The sequence below is a fragment of the Microbacterium sp. NPDC087868 genome, assembly GCF_044900755.1.
In the GTDB taxonomy this organism is placed as follows: Bacteria; Actinomycetota; Actinomycetes; order Actinomycetales; family Microbacteriaceae; genus Microbacterium; species Microbacterium galbinum.
In genome coordinates this window covers 763,037-779,818 of sequence record NZ_JBJDNO010000002.1, presented here as the reverse complement: position 1 = coordinate 779,818, position 16,782 = coordinate 763,037, and the positions used below count along the sequence as shown (strand labels likewise).

Annotated in this window: 20 protein-coding genes; 9 read left to right on the top strand and 11 right to left on the bottom strand. The window is 70.3% G+C overall.

All coding sequences use genetic code 11. The features are described from left to right. The first annotated feature begins 7 nt into the window (after nucleotides 1-7). The 3 genes from ACI2JZ_RS09190 (at nucleotide 8) to ACI2JZ_RS09180 (ending at nucleotide 1,206) form a co-directional block, all read left to right on the top strand. On the top strand, nucleotides 8-391 hold the full coding sequence (locus tag ACI2JZ_RS09190; RefSeq protein ID WP_404597290.1) for a hypothetical protein: 384 nt from the start codon (nucleotides 8-10) through the stop codon (nucleotides 389-391). 153 nt (nucleotides 392-544) lie between these two features. Continuing rightward, nucleotides 545-880 (top strand): hypothetical protein, encoded by a 336-nt coding sequence (locus ACI2JZ_RS09185; RefSeq protein WP_247624474.1) that lies wholly within the window; start codon nucleotides 545-547, stop codon nucleotides 878-880. Between the two features lie 17 nt (nucleotides 881-897). Then, nucleotides 898-1,206: a pore-forming ESAT-6 family protein gene (locus tag ACI2JZ_RS09180; RefSeq protein WP_247624473.1), complete on the top strand. Its 309-nt coding sequence runs from the start codon at nucleotides 898-900 to the stop codon at nucleotides 1,204-1,206. A gap of 85 nt (nucleotides 1,207-1,291) precedes the next feature. On the opposite strand, the gene ACI2JZ_RS09175 is transcribed toward ACI2JZ_RS09180, so the two are convergent. The 11 genes from ACI2JZ_RS09175 to ACI2JZ_RS09125 all read right to left on the bottom strand — a co-directional run bounded on the left by ACI2JZ_RS09175 (nucleotide 1,292) and on the right by ACI2JZ_RS09125 (nucleotide 11,086). Beyond that, nucleotides 1,292-2,425, bottom strand: coding sequence for a bifunctional 2-methylcitrate synthase/citrate synthase (locus ACI2JZ_RS09175; RefSeq protein WP_404597289.1), 1,134 nt, complete (start codon nucleotides 2,423-2,425; stop codon nucleotides 1,292-1,294). A gap of 38 nt (nucleotides 2,426-2,463) precedes the next feature. After that, nucleotides 2,464-3,372, bottom strand: a complete 909-nt coding sequence (gene prpB, locus ACI2JZ_RS09170; protein ID WP_247956958.1) for a methylisocitrate lyase — start codon at nucleotides 3,370-3,372, stop codon at nucleotides 2,464-2,466. Next, nucleotides 3,372-4,898 carry an MmgE/PrpD family protein gene (locus ACI2JZ_RS09165; protein WP_404597288.1) on the bottom strand — a complete coding sequence of 509 codons (1,527 nt, stop codon included), beginning with the start codon at nucleotides 4,896-4,898 and terminating at the stop codon, nucleotides 3,372-3,374. The genes prpB and ACI2JZ_RS09165 overlap by 1 nt, the downstream gene beginning before the upstream one ends. Further along, entirely contained in the window at nucleotides 4,895-5,581 is a 687-nt protein-coding gene (locus ACI2JZ_RS09160; protein WP_247633777.1) for a GntR family transcriptional regulator, read from the bottom strand. The genes ACI2JZ_RS09165 and ACI2JZ_RS09160 overlap by 4 nt, the downstream gene beginning before the upstream one ends. Before the next feature lie 83 nt (nucleotides 5,582-5,664). After that, entirely contained in the window at nucleotides 5,665-6,450 is a 786-nt protein-coding gene (locus tag ACI2JZ_RS09155; RefSeq protein WP_404597287.1) for a hypothetical protein, read from the bottom strand. Then, a complete protein-coding gene (locus tag ACI2JZ_RS09150) occupies nucleotides 6,447-7,289 on the bottom strand; it encodes a hypothetical protein (protein ID WP_404597286.1) in 843 nt (280 codons plus the stop codon). The genes ACI2JZ_RS09155 and ACI2JZ_RS09150 overlap by 4 nt, the downstream gene beginning before the upstream one ends. Then, a complete protein-coding gene (locus ACI2JZ_RS09145) occupies nucleotides 7,282-7,851 on the bottom strand; it encodes a hypothetical protein (RefSeq protein WP_404597285.1) in 570 nt (189 codons plus the stop codon). Before ACI2JZ_RS09145 ends, ACI2JZ_RS09150 begins: the two co-directional genes overlap by 8 nt. Further along, nucleotides 7,844-8,452 carry a hypothetical protein gene (locus tag ACI2JZ_RS09140; protein WP_404597284.1) on the bottom strand — a complete coding sequence of 203 codons (609 nt, stop codon included), beginning with the start codon at nucleotides 8,450-8,452 and terminating at the stop codon, nucleotides 7,844-7,846. Before ACI2JZ_RS09140 ends, ACI2JZ_RS09145 begins: the two co-directional genes overlap by 8 nt. A gap of 47 nt (nucleotides 8,453-8,499) precedes the next feature. Next, nucleotides 8,500-9,717, bottom strand: a complete 1,218-nt coding sequence (locus ACI2JZ_RS09135) for a hypothetical protein (RefSeq protein WP_404597283.1) — start codon at nucleotides 9,715-9,717, stop codon at nucleotides 8,500-8,502. Next, a complete protein-coding gene (locus tag ACI2JZ_RS09130; protein WP_247624463.1) occupies nucleotides 9,714-10,022 on the bottom strand; it encodes a hypothetical protein in 309 nt (102 codons plus the stop codon). The genes ACI2JZ_RS09135 and ACI2JZ_RS09130 overlap by 4 nt, the downstream gene beginning before the upstream one ends. A 92-nt stretch (nucleotides 10,023-10,114) precedes the next feature. Then, nucleotides 10,115-11,086 (bottom strand): EamA family transporter, encoded by a 972-nt coding sequence (locus tag ACI2JZ_RS09125; protein ID WP_404597282.1) that lies wholly within the window; start codon nucleotides 11,084-11,086, stop codon nucleotides 10,115-10,117. Between the two features lie 39 nt (nucleotides 11,087-11,125). Here ACI2JZ_RS09125 and ACI2JZ_RS09120 point away from each other — a divergent pair, with 39 nt between their 5' ends. From ACI2JZ_RS09120 to ACI2JZ_RS09095, 6 genes are all read left to right on the top strand, one after another. Further along, nucleotides 11,126-11,716 (top strand): CGNR zinc finger domain-containing protein, encoded by a 591-nt coding sequence (locus ACI2JZ_RS09120; protein WP_404597281.1) that lies wholly within the window; start codon nucleotides 11,126-11,128, stop codon nucleotides 11,714-11,716. A gap of 79 nt (nucleotides 11,717-11,795) precedes the next feature. Next, nucleotides 11,796-12,380, top strand: a complete 585-nt coding sequence (locus tag ACI2JZ_RS09115) for a glucose-6-phosphate isomerase family protein (RefSeq protein WP_404597280.1) — start codon at nucleotides 11,796-11,798, stop codon at nucleotides 12,378-12,380. Nucleotides 12,381-12,387: 7 nt separating this feature from the next. Next, nucleotides 12,388-13,893, top strand: coding sequence for a xylulokinase (gene xylB, locus ACI2JZ_RS09110; protein ID WP_404597279.1), 1,506 nt, complete (start codon nucleotides 12,388-12,390; stop codon nucleotides 13,891-13,893). Next, the gene (locus ACI2JZ_RS09105) at nucleotides 13,893-14,846 is read left to right on the top strand and encodes a phosphoglycerate dehydrogenase (protein ID WP_404597278.1); all 954 of its coding nucleotides are present in this window, start codon (nucleotides 13,893-13,895) and stop codon (nucleotides 14,844-14,846) included. Before xylB ends, ACI2JZ_RS09105 begins: the two co-directional genes overlap by 1 nt. A 9-nt stretch (nucleotides 14,847-14,855) precedes the next feature. Next, nucleotides 14,856-15,818 carry a shikimate dehydrogenase family protein gene (locus ACI2JZ_RS09100; protein WP_404597277.1) on the top strand — a complete coding sequence of 321 codons (963 nt, stop codon included), beginning with the start codon at nucleotides 14,856-14,858 and terminating at the stop codon, nucleotides 15,816-15,818. Then, complete coding sequence (locus ACI2JZ_RS09095; RefSeq protein WP_404597276.1) at nucleotides 15,815-16,777, top strand: phosphotriesterase; 963 nt, start codon at nucleotides 15,815-15,817, stop codon at nucleotides 16,775-16,777. The genes ACI2JZ_RS09100 and ACI2JZ_RS09095 overlap by 4 nt, the downstream gene beginning before the upstream one ends. Nucleotides 16,778-16,782 lie beyond the last annotated feature (5 nt).

The following is a 16,782-nucleotide window of genomic DNA, read 5'->3' as shown; positions in this document are numbered from 1 at the left end:
ACCACCTGTGGATAAGGGTGTCGGCACGGGCATCGACGACGACCGCGACCGCGCTGTTCACGAGTGGGATTCCGAGGGCATTCTCGAGGTCGAACACATCGATGGTGTACGGAACTTCAGTTCGGAGGGCGGGATCGTCCACGACAAGCCCCGCGGCAATGGACCGGAGGTCACGGAGCGCGGATTCGCGACCGACGGGCACAACGCACAGCGCTCGAGTCTGCCCTACTACCGGGTGAACCCGGGTCAATTGCTGCTGAGCCCCGTGTGGGCGGCGTCGCACCCCTGGGAGGCACCCGCCGTCGGCTACCTCGACACCGATTCGCAGTCGTTCGAGCAGTCTGTCGTCGATGTCGCCCACGCAGCCGAGAATCCGCGCTCGGGCGAGTAACGTCCTCATCCATCGAAGAAAGAGTTTCAGGCGCGGTCTGTGGATAACTTCCGCGTCATCGCAGGCCGCCCTGTTACTCTCTCCTCGCCCATCGGGGGCGATGGCGTCTTCGCGACCGCGAGGACGGGAGGGCGACGAAAGGAAGACCGGAGCATGAAGTTCGATATGGGGGCCGAGACGCTCAGCGTCCTCGGCAAGCAGACGTCGGGATCCAGCGACGACCTCGGCGCGCTCGTGAAGCAGCTCGTGGTCGCCGCCGACCCGCTGATGCAGGTGCACGCGGGTGCGGCGAAGGCCGCATTCGACAGCTTCAAGGGCCGCACCGATGAGGTCGCCGCCGAGCTGAACTCGTCACTCGCCGCTGTGCTCGGAGGCATCTCGGGCATGGACCGCGCGTTCCGCGAGGGAGAGTCCGAGATGGTCGATCAGACCCGTGGGGCCGAGAGCGGTGCGTCGTTCGAAGCCGCCCGCTTCGGCGGATCGCGCTGAGAAGAAGGAGACAGAAAATGGCATACGAAGATCGCCGCGCCTACAGCGTCGCCGCCTCGCAGGAGGTCCAGGGAGAGTTCAACCGCGTCTCGGGTCTGCTCGAGAGCCTGATCGCCGACCGCGACAAGGCCGTGCAGAACGCCATGGCCGACTACTCCGCCGATGGGGTCTCCGAGGAGTACCGCGGCAAGGAGCTGCGGTGGAAGAACGCCGCCGACGAGGTGCGCAACATCATCACGCTGCTGCGCAGCACGATGGAGAGCAACGACGGCACCGCCTCGCAGGCGGGTGCTCGCGCACGCGCGGCCGTCGAGAACATCGGCTGACGCCCGCGAGCGGATGCGTCACCGAGAGAGCCTGGGTCCCTGAGCATGCCGACGGGCCCCAGGCTCTCTCACGCGTAAAGGGGCATCAGCCCGCGACGTGCCGCTCGTCCGGGCCGACGTACTCCGAGAGCGGGCGGATCAGCGCGTTGGCACCGGCCTGCTCGATCACGTGCGCCGTCCACCCCGTCACCCGCGCCGCGACGAAGAGGGGCGTGAAGGTGAGGGTGTCGAACCCGATCAGGTTGTACGCCGGACCCGAGGGGTAGTCGAGGTTCGGGTAGATGCCCTTGCGTGCGACGAACTCCGACTCGAGCGCGTCGTACAGCGCCGCGACCTCCGGCTTGTCGAAGTGCTCGACGAGCGTCTCGAGAGCCGCCTTCATGGTCGGCACCCGCGAGTCGCCCTTCTTGTACACGCGGTGCCCGAAGCCCATGATCTTGCGCTTCTCGGCGAGGGCCTTGTCGAGCCAGGCCTCGACGGCATCCGCCGACCCGATCTCGTCGAAGATGTGCAGCACGGCTTCGTTCGCTCCGCCGTGCAGCGGACCCTTGAGAGCGCCGATCGCCCCGACGACGGCCGAGTACAGGTCGCTGAGCGTCGACGTGATGACCCGCGCCGTGAAGGTGGAGGCGTTGAACGAGTGCTCGGCGTAGAGGATCATCGACCGGTTGAACGCGTCGACGACCACGGCATCCGCCTCTTCGCCGAACGTCATCCAGAGGAAGTTGGCCGAGTAGTCGAGGTCATCGCGCGGCTCGATGAGCTCCTGCCCGCGGCGGCGGCGCTGGCCGTAGGCCACGATCGCGGGGAGCGCCGCGAACAGGCGGATGCTGCGCTCGAGGTTCTGCTCCGGGCTGCCGCCGGCATCCAGCACCGATCCGCCCGCACCGGGGTCGGACGCTCCGATCAGGCTGACCGCCGTGCGAACCTCGTCCATCGGGTGCGCGTCCAGCGGTACGAGGTCGATCGCGGCCCGCACGTTGTCGGCGAGAGCACGGTGCCGTCGCTCCTCGACGCGGAACGCCGCGAGCTCCTCCGGCGTCGGCAGCTCCCCGTGCCACAGCAGGTACGCCACGGCCTCGAACGACTGCGTGGCGGCGAGTTCCTGCACCGGGTATCCGCGGTAGAGCAGGCTGTTCGTCTCGGGATTGACCTTCGAGATGGAGGTCGTGTCGACGACGACCCCAGCGAGGCCCTTCTTGATGTCCGGTTCGGTCATGCTCACTCCTTCGTGTGCTGCTTCGTGTGCTGCGGCGCTCAGCGACCGGGCTGGTCGAGCGTGAAGTTGAAGACACCCGAGTCGAAGTGGTTGTACGACTCGTAATCGATGAGCTCGTAGAGATCCGCGCGATGCTGCATCTCTCCGAGCATCGACGTGAGATGCCCGTCCGTGTTCAGCGTATCGAGCGCGCGGCCCGCCGCGCCCATCGCGGTGCGCAGCAGCGACACCGGCCAGATGACGATGCTGACGCCCGCGCTCTGCAGCTGAGACGTCGAGAAGAGCTCGCTCTTCCCGAACTCGGTCATGTTGGCGAGGATCGGCACGTCGAGCGCGTTCGCCATCGCCTCGAACTCCGAGAGCTCGCGCATCGCCTCGGGGAAGATCGCATCCGCACCCGCATCCACGAGCGCCTTCGCGCGGTCGATCGCGGCATCCAAGCCCTCGATCGCCCGGATGTCGGTGCGCGCCATGAGCAGGAAGTTCTCGTCGCGGCGCGCATCGGCGGCGGCGCGGATGCGCTTGATCGCCGTGCTCTCGTCGACGACGCTCTTGCCGTCGAGGTGCCCGCAGCGCTTGGGGTTCACCTGGTCTTCGATGTGCATGCCGGCGAGCCCGGCATCCTCGAGCTCCTGGATGGTGCGCGCGACGTTCATCGGCTCGCCGAACCCGGTGTCGGCATCGACGATCGCGGGCAGATCGGTCATGCGGGCGATCTGCTTGGCACGGCCGGCGACCTCGGTGAGCGTCGTGAGTCCGATGTCGGGGAGCCCCAGGTCGGCCGAGAGCACGGCGCCCGAGATGTAGACGCCCTCGAAGCCCTTCTCAGCGATCAGGCGCGCGCTCAGCGGATTGAACGCACCGGGGAAACGCAGCAGCTCGCCGCTCGCGAGGCGCTCACGCAGCACGCGGCGCTTCTCGGCCGGGGTGGTGGTGGAGTACAGCATCAGAAGAGGCCCTTCGGAGCGTCCGCGGCGTCGAGCAGGCCGGGCTTCGCGACGATCGACAGCTCGCCGACCTCGGCCGCGGTCAGCTCGGGCAGGCGCTGCACGAGTTCGAGGAAGCGCTCGATCTCGGCGGACTCGAGCACGGGCTCGGCCAGCAGCCGGAACTTGGCGATGTAGTTCTCGCGAGCGAAGGGGCGGGCGCCGAGCGGGTGCGCGTCGGCCACGGCGATCTCATCGACGACGGTCGAGCCGTCGGTCAGACGGAACTCGACACGACCGCCGAACGCCTTCACGTCCGGGTCCTCGGAGTGGTAGCGACGGGTCCACTCGGCATCCTCGGCCGTGGTGATCTTGTGCCACAGCGCGACGGTGTCTTCCCGACCCGCGCGCGACGGAGCGTAGGAGTCGACGTGGTGCCAGCCGCCGTCCTGCAGCGCGACGGCGAAGATGTACGGGATGGAGTGGTCGAGCGTCTCGCGCGACGCCGTCGGGTCGTACTTCTGCGGGTCGTTCGCTCCCGAGCCGATCACGTAGTGCGTGTGGTGGCTGGTGTGCAGCACGATCGCCTCGATGTTCGCCGGGTCGCGGAGGGCCGGGTTCTCGGTGCCGAGCTTGCGGGCCAGATCGATCCACGCCTGTGCCTGGTACTCGGCCGAGTGCTCCTTCGTGTACGAGTCGAGGATCGCGCGCTTCGCCTCACCGGCGGCGGGCAGAGGCACCTCGTACGCGGCATCCTTGCCGTCGAGCATCCATGCGATCACGCCGTCCTCCCCCTCGTAGATCGGGGCGGGGCTGGTCTGACCGCGCATCGCGCGGTCGACCGCCTCGACGGCCATCTTGCCGGCGAAGGCCGGGGCGTGCGCCTTCCACGTCGAGATCTCGCCCTTGCGGCTCTGGCGGGTGGCGGTGGTGGTGTGCAGCCCCTGGCCGACGGCCTGATAGATCGTCTCGACGTCGAGCCCGAGGAGCGTGCCGATGCCGGCGGCGGCCGACGGGCCGAGGTGGGCGACGTGGTCGATCTTGTGCTTGTGCAGGCAGATCGCGCGCACGAGGTCCATCTGGATCTCGTAACCGGTCGCGATGCCGCGCACGAGCGCCCGACCATCGGCGCCGGTGTGCTGCGCGACCGCGAGGATCGGCGGGATGTTGTCGCCGGGGTGCGAGTACTCGGCGGCGAGGAAGGTGTCGTGGTAGTCGAGCTCGCGCACGGCCACGCCGTTCGCCCAGGCCGCCCACTCGGGGCTGGTGCGGTGGTCGAGGGCCGCGCCGAAGAGGTTGGCGCCGACGCCGCCGGTCGAGACCGGGTGGCTGAACGCCTGCGCACGGGCGGCGTTGATCGGGGCGCGGGTGAGGGAGGCCGCCGCCACCGAAGCGTTGTCGATGATGCGGTTGATGATCATGTCGACGACCGGCTGCTCGACCTCGACCGGGTCGGCGGCGACCTCGGCGATCTTCCAGGCGAGCTGGTCTTCGCGGGCGAGGTTCTCGTCGCTGCGGTGGACGCGGACGTGGTGGGTGACGGTCATGGTCTTCCTTCGGTCGCGGGGGCTGTCGCCGGATCGGCGGGGAGGGAGTCGAGGATGCCGGTGAGCGCGTTGTGCAGGTGCACGTGCGTGGCGTGGGCGGCGAGGTCGCCGTCGCGGGCGGCAAGCGCCTGGGCGATCGTGCGGTGCTCCGAGGCGGATGCCGCGAGCCGCGCGGGCTTGTCGCGGGCCATGCGCCGCACCCGCACGAGGTGCGTGCGCACGGTGCGGAGGGCGGCGGCGATGTAGTCGTTGGCGACGGCCGCGTCGAGGGCCGCGTCGAAGCGGGCGATCAGGGCGTAGTAGGCGTCGCGGCCCTCGCCGGCTTCGAGGTCGACGTGCGCGAACTCCTCGGCGAGTGCGGCGAAGACGGCGGCGTCTCCGCGGGTGGCGGCGAGGCGGGCCGAGGTCTCTTCGAGCGCGCGGCGGATCTCGAAGAGCTCGCGGATGTCATCCGCATCGAGGTCGGCCACGACCGTGACGCGCGGCGACTGCTGCACGACGAGTCCGTCGGCGGCCAGACGACGCAGGGCTTCGCGGAGCGGTGTTCGGCTGACGCCGAGCCGCGCGGCCTGCTCGACCTCTCCGAGGACCGAGCCCGCGGGGAGAGCCCCGGACTGGATACCGTCGAGCAGCGCCGCGTACGCGCGATCGCCGGCGGTGGTGCGCTCGACGGAGAGTGTCATGACTTTAGCGTATACACAAAGGAGGTACCGGCGACCTCATCTGTCGGAATCGATGGACCTCGTATACATAAGATGCGGAGAGCTCAGGCATCCGTTTCTCGAAGCACCTCGGGTATCCACGTGCCCAGGAGGACGGCGATGATCACGCCCCCCGCCGGTGCACCTTCGTCGACCGGAGCTCCGAGGGGCAACGGCCCTCGCGATCCGACGATGGCTGCCCGCTCCGACTCGCTCAGCCGGGCCGTGAGGTCGGCCTGCATCCGCACGCCGATCGCGGCGACCTCGGGGCGCATGCGCGCGAGCGCCACGTTGATGGCCGTGTCGATCTCTTCGGTGCCTTCGGGGTCGGCCGCGCGTGCGACGAAGTAGACGATGAGCGCACCGATCCCGATCGCCGCCGCTCCGATCACCACGGGTGCCGTCGGCAGGCCGCGCGATGCTTGGAACGCCGCGGCGACGACGAGCGCGACCGTGACGATCGCCTGCGGACGCAGCACACCCGCGTTCTGCGGACGGAATCGGCTCGATAGGACGACCAGAAGGTCGCCGACGGCCGCGGCCGCCGCGAGCGCAGTCGTGATGATCGCCGTCTCCGCCGGATCGAAGCGGACCCCGATCGTGAGCGTGGCACCGATGGCGGCGCAGAGCGCCGCGGCGAGCAGGACGAACGAGGTCCACCCCCAGTGCGGGTTCCGGGAACCGTACTTCACACGCAGCCAGGCCCAACAGTCCTTCCGCGCCTTTTCCGCCGCCTCTCGGGCGGAGTGCCAGGTCTCGATCGCGAGGTCCTTGAGACCGACCCGCTCGAACGCGTCCATCTCCGACTTCGCGGCGTCGAGGAGCTCGCGCTGCGTGGGCCGGACGCTCACGCCTTCTGGCGCGAGTAAGGATGCCAGTGGGCCGTGAGCGCTGCGATCATCGCGCCGCCGGCCGGCGTCTGCTCGGGCACGGGCTCGAGCACGATCCCCTCGGCTGTGAGATCGGCGAGCACTGCTGTGCGCAGCGCGACGATGCGCAGGCTGTCTTCGACGCCCAGCTCTTCGGATGCGTTGGCCTGGATCTCCGCTGCGCGTGCATCGAGTTCGGGTTGCATGCGCTCGACGGCGACGTTGACCACCGTGTCGATCTCGAGCCTCTCCTCGGGGCGCAGCATCCGCACGAGCAACACGAGCAGCATTCCGCCCACGCCGATCACTCCCCCGGCGATCACCAGTGGCAGCACCCACATCTCCGGACGGGAGAGCTGGAACGCGACGGCGGCGCCGAGGGCGATCGCGAGGCCGATCTGCATCCGCACGGCGGCCCAGTTCCACGGACGCCAGCCGGTGGCGGCGAGGACCATGAGGTCCGCCAGCGCGGAGAATCCGACGAGCACCGCGAGCAGTACCTCCGTCTGCGCGGGGTCGCTGCGGAACCCGCTGGCGACGGCGGCGGACACCGCTCCCGCGAGGAGGGCGGCGAACAGCACGAAGATCGCCCATCCACCATGCGGACTCCGAGCGCCGTACTCCCGTCGCATCCGCCGTCGGCACTCGCGCCACGCGTTCTCGGCTGCGTCACGAGCATCCGCCCAGATCCGGAGCGCGAGGTCCCCGTGCCCGACGACGCCGAAGACCGCGCGCTCGACCTCCTTCGCATCGATGTGCGCGGGGTTGGTCGGCAGATTCGAGCGCGTACGCGCGACCTGCTCGGTGAACTCCTCAGGCATGACCCTCACTCTGCTCTGCGATGTCGAACGTGACCACGACCTGTTCGGCGAGGCTCTGCACCACGGCTGCTGCGAGTGGCGTCAGAGACGACAGCGCTGCGACGACGCAGCGTCCGTGCACATCCAGGACGTACACGGTCGACACGGTCTGGGGCAGTGCCACGGCGTCGTCGCCGATCGCACCCTGCTCGTCGAGCAGGGTGACCCGCCAGCCGGAGACGCCGTCGAGGTCGAACCGCAGCGCCTCACCCGGCCAGGGGCTGGGCACGAGCGCCTCGGCGATGCCGACCGCGCCCTCGCCCGTCACGGGCGCGGGAACGCCATCGAGGGCCGCGATACCGAGCATCGCGTACAGCTCGGCGTCCGGATCGCACAGCAGCAGAACCGCACTCAGGTCGGTGTCGACGCGGGCACCCAGCGCCAGAGCGGATGCCGTCGCGACGGCCTCCCGCACGGCCTCGGGCGCCGTGGCGACCTGGCGCTCGTACCAGGCGGCGACCTCGTCGATTCCGGGAACGATCTGCCAGACCGCGGGATCGGGCTGCATCGTCAGCTCAGCCACGACGCCACCTCACGCTGGCGACGATGCCGTCGCACAGGAGCGAGATCGCGCTCATCGCTTCGTCGGGCAGCTGCGCACCGTCGGCGCCGCGAAGGATCTGCGAGCGGAACATCAGCCCTACGGCCGGCTGCCCCGGAACCGGGATCAGATACCCCGAACCGGCGATATCGACCTCGCCACCCTCGAGCTCACTGCGCTGATCCGCACCCCACCGGAGGATCGTGCCTGCGGGGTCCAGCGGAGTTGCACCGCGGGTGGAGATCAGGCCGCTCCCGACATCCTGCAACGACCCCCCGCCGGGCGCGCGCAGCCAGGACGCCACGAGACTCACCGGCACGAAGTCCTCCGGGGCGACGCTCGCCGGGGCGAAGACACGCACGATCTCTGCGCGAGAGGCGTCGGCGCGTGCTGTCGCCATCATCTCCTCGACCCTCGCCCGCATGATCGCGCGGTTCGCGACGGGGAACTGGTCGAGGACGGCGTCGAGACGCGGGCGCATCGAGGTGAACGACGCGTCCGTGGCTTCCCACCCCGCGGGAAGGAGAACGGCGAACGCGGGCATCCCCGCGGATCCTCCGACGAGCTCGGCGCGCAACGACATCGGGAGCCTCCGTGGAATCGACGGCGTCGAATGCGCCGGTATCGAGCCTAGTTGTTCGAGCTCAGGGCAGCGAGACCGGTGAGGCTGCCGAGCACTCGCAGATACGCGTCAGCCGCACCGCCGATCGCCTGCCCGGCCGTGGTCGGGTTTCCCGCGAGCGCCCGCCATCCCGCAGCCAATCCGCCCGTCCATCCGAAGTCCGTCGTGAGGAAGCGCGGGGTGTACAGCATCCGCATCAGGTTCTGGGAGTTGAGGCCGTGGGTGCCCGAGAAGAGGTCCGGGATCCTCGTGCGCAGGAAGTCGTCGAGTTTGCCGCCGAACTGGGCGAAGTCGTCGCCGCCGATGCGGAAGGCGGCCGCAATCCGCGGGAATCTGCCCGGGTTGACGAAGGTCGCGAACTTGGCGAGCTTGCCGAACGGGATGATGCTGATGGCAGCGAGCGCCACGCTGCCCCAGTCGCCGCGGCCCGCGTTGAGCTTGGCGATCTCCCCGAGCAGGCTGAGCACACCAGCGACGGCTGCCAGCACGGCGGCGAGCAGGGCCAGCGGGCCGGTGATGAAGAAAGCGACGACGAGAAGTGCGATACCCACCCAGAGCAGCACCGCGAGCATGGCCTCGACGAACGGCATCGAGTTGTCCCAGAAGCTGTCGGAGACACCGTCCTCGTTGACCTGCTCGAGACTCGAGCAGGCGGTCTCGTAGGCGTTCTCCCACGTCTCGGTCGGGGCGTCGAAGCCCGACCAGTAGTACTCCCAATCCTCGACGGCGGAGTCGAACGCGGCCTGCTCCGAAGCATCCGTGGGCGCCGTGCCAGTCTGCTCGACGTCGTTGCGCTCGTTGCGCTCCCACTCGAGTCGGTCGGCGGTGGCGCCGCCGAGCGCGGTCGACGCGGCCCTGACCTCCTGCCAGGTGCGCTCCGCTCCACTCACCCGCCAGCCGGTCTCGCCCTGCGCGGTCGAGAGGCTGCGCCCGTAGGCGGCGAGCGCCTCTCCGCTCGGCCGGTACCGCGACGCCGCGGTCGACAGGTCGGCGTGGACCTTCTTCGCCTGCTCGCGGATCGCCTCGAACGACTCCCCCTTGCCGACCGTCCCGTCGGCGAAGAGTTCGAGGGTGCGTGCGGCGCGGGCCATCTTCTCGCCGAGGGCCTCGATGTCGGCGGCGTGCGCGGCGATCGCGCCGGGGTCGCCGTCGATCGTGCGCACCTCGCGTCGGCCGGGGGTGTGCGGCATCTCGGCCTGCGAGTAGATGTAGGAGTTCTCGGTCATTCCTGCGTCTCCATGCTCCGGGCGAGTTCGTTGTCGGCTTCGATCCACCCGTCGCGGGCATCGTCGATGCGGGTCTTCATCTCTTCGAGCTCCCGGCGCAGCGTCTCGCGCTTGTCGTCCCAGGCGGACTCGAACTCGTCGGCGGCACGGGAGAGCCGCGTGTCGCCCATCGGCTCGTCGATCGCCTCGAGCAACCGTCCGGTCCGGGCACCAGCGCCCGCTTCGCCGAACTCCGCCATGATCGCCCCGAGAGCCGTGCTCAGCTCCCGCATCGACTCCAGCGGGATCTCCACCCCATCAGCCATGTCGCCCCTCCGATTCCGAGCACCAGCATAAAGGCGAGGGGCGCGGGGTCGCGATGGGGAGAAGGACCCATCCCCTTCCGATCGATGAGGTTTCAGCGCCCCTCCGGCACCGGCTCGACGAATTCCGCGGGCGGCGCGGGCTCGCCGAGCTTCACCACGACGACGCCCGCGAGCACGAGCGCTCCGCCCAGTGCCTGCAGCAGATCGGGCAGTTGCCCCAGCAGCAGCCAGCCGAACAGCAGTGCGGCGACGACCTCGGCGAGCGCGACGAACGATGCCAGCCTCGATCCGAGCATCCGCGTCGAGGCGATCCCCAAGAGATAGGCGAGGGCCGTCGCGAGCACACCCATCGCGAGCACGGGCACGAACCACGGCACGGTGCCGAAGCGGTAGGCGATGTCGTCGGTGCTCCAGGCGATCGGGAGGATGCCGACGGCTCCGGCGATCGTGAGCCCGACCGCGCCGAGCAGCAGCCCGCTGCCGGCGAGCGCGAGAGGCGGAAGTCCGGTGTCGGCCTTGGCCGACAGCACGAAGTAGGTGGCCGCGCCGACCATCGCGCCGAGCGCCCAGAGGATGCCGGCGACGTCGACGTCGGCACCGGTGACGATGTCGAGCATGAGCACGAGGCCGACGAAGGCGATCGCGGCGCCCAGGATGCTGCGGCGGCTGGGCTTCTCGCCCCGGCGGATCCAGAGCCAGAGGATGACGGCGACCGGCGCCGTGTACTCGATGAGCAGGGCGAGCCCGACGTCCATGACGGCGACGGCCTGGAAGTAGAACAGCTGCGTCGCGGTGACGGCGAGCAGTCCGTAGGCGGCGATGATGCCGGCGTTGCGGCGCAGCAGGTGCCAGCGCCCGCGCAGGGTGAGGATCGTCGGGATGAGGAGCACGAGGGCGGCGACCCAGATACGCGCGGTGACGGCGGCGCCGGGCGTCCACCCGGCGTCGATCAGACCGCGCGCCCATCCACCCGACATGCCGAACGCGAAGGCGGCGCCGATCGCCAGCGGGAGACCCAGCTTGACGCCGCGCGCCGTCCGCACGTCATCGGTCACAGTGCTCATGGCAGGTGACGCTACTCGCGGCGAATGTAAGATGTCAACATGATCTTCACCGATGACACGACGGATGCCCTGCAGGCATCCGTCTGGCTCGTGAACTCCGCCGAGCACCCCGACATGCTCGAGACCCTCGCCGACGAGGAGACCTTCCTCGAGGAGTTCCCCTACACCGGCCGACTCGAGCGGGACGAGGCCGAACTCGCCGATCTGCGCAGCATCCGTTCGCGCCTGCGCGCCCTGCTGCTCGCGCCGCGCGACGAGATGGCTGAACGCGTGAACGACGTGCTCACCGACACCCCCGTCGCGCCGCAGCTCGTGCGCCACGGCGACACCGACTGGCACCTGCACGCCGTCGGCGACGAACGGCCTCTCGCCGAACGCGTGCTGATCGAGACCGCGATGGCCCTGGTCGATGTGATCCGGCAGGACGAGGGCTCCCGCCTCTCGATCTGCGACGACGAGACCTGCGAGGCGATCGCCCTCGACCTCAGCCGCAACCGGTCCAAGCGCTACTGCTCCCCCACCTGCGCCAACCGCAACGCGGTGGCCGCGTACCGCGCCCGGCAGGCGGAGGGACAGCTGCGCACCTGCGCAGCAGACCACGCGCAGATGGATGTAGACGCCAACCTGTAGTAACAGGTATGCTCACCTGTAATGACAGGTTGTGGCGCGATGCCCGACCAGCAATGACGCTGCGCGACGAGGAGCACCGATGCCCACCTTCCACACCCCGCCGATCCAGCCGATGGCGATCGCCTTCGACGCCGAGAAGCTGACCCTCTCGCCCGAGGGCCCCACTCTCACCCGGCGGATGTCGGACCTCGAGGGACTCTTCCTCGACCACGACGCCTGGAAGGCCGCAGCCGAGGACGACAACCCCGTCGTCTACACCGTCGTCAGCTCGCCCGTGCCCGAGACCGATCGCGAGCTGCCCCAGTCGATCACCACGATCATGCCCGGCGACACCTCCGGCGAGCTCTGGATGACCAAGGGCCACCAGCACCCGAACCACCAGGGCGAGATCTACCTCGCGCTCAAGGGTCGCGGCGGGCTGCTCATGTTCGACGGCGAGCGCACCGAATGGCTCGACATGCTGCCCGGCACCATCGGGTACATCCCGCCGGGTTGGGCCCACCGCTCGATCAACACCGGCGACGAGCCCTACGCGTTCCTCGCGGTGTACCCCGGCGGCGCCGGTCACGACTACGGCTGGGTGCTCGAACACGGCATGGGATCCCGCGCCTACCGCGGCACCGACGGCTCGGCCGACCTGCGCCCGTACACGACCGCGAGCTGAGCCGGCCATGCTGATCGCCCACGACCTCGGCACCACGGGGAACAAGGCTTCGCTGCACCACGACGACGGGCGCCTGGTCTCATCGGTCACGGTGCCCTATCCCGCGCACTTCGCCGCGGGCGGTGTCGCCGAGCAGAACCCGCTCGACTGGTGGAACGCGGTCGTCGAGGCGACCCGCACCCTGCTCGCGGAGACCGGCACCCTCCCCACCGAGGTCGCGGGTCTCGTCGTGGGCGGTCAGATGATGGGCGCCGTGCTGCTCGACGCCGACGGCGAGCCCGCCCGCCCGGCGATCATCTGGGCCGACACCCGCTCGGGCGCGCAGCAGCGCGAGCTCGAGCAGGCGCTCGGCGCCGAGCACGCCTACGGCATCCTGGGCCACCGGCTGAACCCCACCTACTCGGTCGAGAAGATCATGTGGGTGCGCGACAACGAGCCCGACGTCTGGGCGCGTGTGCGCCGGTTCTGCATCGCGAAGGACTTCATCGTGCTGCGCCTCACCGGTCGCCTCGCGACCGACCGCTCCGACGCCTCGGGCACCAACGCCTACGACCAGCGCACCGGCACGTGGTCGAGCGAGGTGCTGCAGGCGGCACGTCTCGACCCCGCGCTGTTCCCCGAGATCCTCGACTCCACCGCGATCGCGGGCCCGCTGACGGATGCCGCGGCCGAGGCCCTCGGCCTGCACACGGGCGTGCGCGTGGTGATGGGTGGCGGCGACGGCCCGCTCGCCGCGGTCGGCTCGGGCGTGGTCGCGCCGGAGGACGGCGCCTACGTGTGCCTGGGCACCTCGTCGTGGATCTCGTTCGCCGCGGATGCGCCGCTGCACGACCCGGCGATGCGCACCTTCACGTTCGACAACGTCGTGCCGGGGTCTTTCGTGCCCACCGCCACGATGCAGGCGGGCGGAGCATCCGTCCAGTGGATCGCCGAGGCGCTCTCGGCCGACCCGGCGCACCCCGACACGGGGCGGCTCACCGCCGAGGCATCCGCCGACGTCGACACCGACGACCTCTATTTCCTGCCCTACCTGCTCGGCGAGCGCTCCCCCCTGTGGGACCCGGACGCCCGCGGCGCCTTCGTGGGTCTCGCCCGTCACCACACCCGTGCGCACCTCGTGCGCTCGGTGCTCGAGGGCACCGCGTTCAACCTGCTCACCTGCATCCAGGCGTTCCGTGCCTCGGGCGCCACGATCGACCGCATCGACGCGGTCGGCGGCGGCGCGCAGAGCGATGTGTACCTCTCGGTGCTCGCCGATGTGTGGGGCGTGCCGGTGCGCCGTCGCACCATCGTCGAAGAGGCGAACAGCCTCGGCGCCGCGGTCACGGGTGCCGTCAGCCTGGGCCTCGCCGAGTTCTCGGCCGCCCGCGCGCTCAGCGAGGTCACCGCCGAGTTCACACCCGACCCCGCCCGCCACGCGGTCTACGCCCAGCGCCACGCGCGCTTCACCGAGGCGTACACGGCCCTCGCCCCCTGGTTCGCCGGGCGACCGAGCGTCGAAACGACGAACTGATGGGCGTCATCCTCGTCACCAGCCGTTCGTTCTCCGACGGCGACCTCGACCTGGTCGAGCGGGCGGCGGTCGCCGGGCACCGCATCCTCCGCGGCCCCGCGCACCACGACCTCGACGAGCTGCGCGTGCTGCTGCACGGGGCGGATGCCTGGATCGCCGGCACCGGCCCCGTCACCGGCGCGCATCTCGCCGCGGCGCCGAAGCTCAAGATCATCGCGCGCTACGGCGTCGGCACCGAGGCGGTCGATCTGGCCGCGGCCCGGAGCCGCGGCATCCCGGTGTCGAACACTCCCGGCGCGAATGCGGATGCCGTCGCCGATCACGCGGTCGGCCTGATGCTCGCCGCCCTGCGGTTCGTGCCCGACGGCGATCGCCGGGTGCGGGCGGGCGACTGGGGAGTGCGCCGGGGCCGTGAGCTGGGAGCGGCGACCGTGGGGATCGTGGGCTTCGGCCGCATCGGCCAGGGGGTCGCGAAGCGGTTGAGCGGATTCGGATGCCGCATCCTCGCCGCCGACCCGTTCCTCCCCGCCGAGATCGTGCGCGCCGCGGGCGCCGTGCCCACGGTGCTCGACGAGCTGTTCGAGACGGCCGATCTGATCTCGCTGCATGCGCCGGGCGGCCAGCTGCTCGTCGATGCCGGCCGACTCGCCCGCATGCGTCGCGGCAGCGTCATCGTCAACACCGCCCGTGGCGACCTGATCGACGAGGCCGCGGTCGCCGACGCCCTGCACGACGGCATCCTCGCCGGCTACGCGGCCGACACCCTCGACGGCGACACGGCTGCGAAGAACAGCCCCCTGCTCGCCGATGCCCTCGCCGATCGGGTGATCGTCACCCCGCACCTCGGCGCCCAGACGACCCAGGCCGTCGACAACATGGGCTCCCTCTCGCTCGACGACGTGATCGCCGTGCTGAAGGGCTCCGACCCCCGCTTCCCCGTGACCGCCCCGTAGGAGAACCCGATGACCACTTCCCTTCCCGCTTCCCTCCCCGTCGACGCGGATACCGGCGCCGGATACATGGGCTTCGTCGGTGTGAGCACCGGATCGTCGTCGATCATGCAGGTCTTCCCCCGCTGGGCCGATGTGCTGGGCCTCCCGACCCGCGAGCTGGTCGGGCACGACCTCCCGATGGACGCCACACCCGCGCAGTACGTCGCGATGGTCGAGCAGATCCGCGACGACCCGAACCACCGGGGAGCACTCGTCACGACCCACAAGATGAACGTGTACGCCGCGGCATCCGATCTCTTCGACGAACTCGACCCGTTCGCGGTCTCGTGCAGCGAGATCTCGAGCATCTCGAAGCGCGGCGACCGCCTCATCGGCCGCGCGAAGGACCCGATCACCGTCGACCTCGCCCTGAACGACTTCCTGCCCGCCGATCACTTCGCCCGCACGGGAGCCGAGGTCGTCATCCTCGGTGCGGGCGGATCGGGCACGGCGCTCAGCTGGGCCCTCGCCGAACGAGCGGATGCCCCGACGCGGGTGACCGTGACGGCGCGCAGCGACGAGGCGCTGGAGCACCTGCGCGCCGTCCACGCGCAGCACGGCACCGCGGAGGGACTGATCCGTTACGTGCGCACCGACTCGCCCGCCGAGGCCGCGGCCCTGGTGGCGGCGGCGCCGGCGGGCTCCGTGATCGTGAACGCCACCGGCCTCGGCAAGGACCGCCCCGGCTCTCCCCTGCCCGACGACGTCGTCTTCCCCGAGAACGCGTACGTGTGGGAGTTCAACTACCGCGGATCGCTCGAGTTCCTGCACCAGGCCCGCGCTCAGGAGCAGGCGCGGTCGCTCGTCGTCGTCGACGGCTGGCGCTACTTCATCCACGGCTGGTCGCAGGTGGTCGCCGACGTGTTCGAACTCGATCTGACTCCCGAGATCGTCGAGCAGCTCGCCGAGGCGGCGGAGTTCGCGCGCCGATGATCCGCACGGTCCTCGGCGACATCGACCCGGCGCTGCTCGGGGCGACGAACTATCACGAGCACCTGTTCCAGGTGAGTCCGCTGCTGCCCGGTGACGAGCTCGACGACGAGGCGCTCTCGGGCGCCGAGGCCGAGGGTCTGCGCGACAGCGGGTTCGCCGCGATGGTCGACGCGACCCCGTTCGGGATCGGACGCGACTCCGAGGCCGTCGCACGCATCAGCGCCGCGACCGGACTGCACATCGTCGCCACGACCGGGCGCCACCGCGAGGCGCACTATGCCCCCGAGCATCCCACCCGCACCTGGGGCGTCGACGCCCTGACCGCGCTGTTCGTGCGCGACATCGTGGAGGCGATGCCGGTCGACGACGCCGAGGTTCTCACCTCGCCGACCCCGCGCACCGCGCACGCCCCCGACGGAGCCCCGGTGCGCGCCGGAATCCTCAAGGGCGGCATCGACTACTGGCGCATCAGCGACTTCGAGCGCACGACCCTCGACGCCCTCGCGGCCGCGCACCGCGAGACCGGGGCGCCGATCATGGTGCACCTCGAGTTCTGCACGGCGGCCCACGAGGTGCTCGATCTGCTCGCGGCCGCGGGCGCGGCATCCGATCGGATCGTGCTCGCGCACGCCGACCGCGATCCCGACCCGGGCCTGCACGCCTCGCTCGCCGAGCGTGGCGCCTACCTCGGTTACGACGGCATGGCCCGGCCGCGCACGCGATCGGATGCCGAGCTGCTCGCCCTCACCGCCGCGGTCGTCGAACGCGGCGCCGGCGACCGGGTGCTGCTCGGCGGCGACGTCGCGCGCCGCACCCGCTACCTCGCCTACGGCGGGATGCCCGGACTCGCCTACCTCGGCGAGCGCTACGTGCCGCGCCTGCGCGCCCTCATCGGAGACGAGGCCGTGGATCGGATGCTCGTCACCAACCCCGCCCGCCTGCTCACACTCTCGCGCTGAACCGA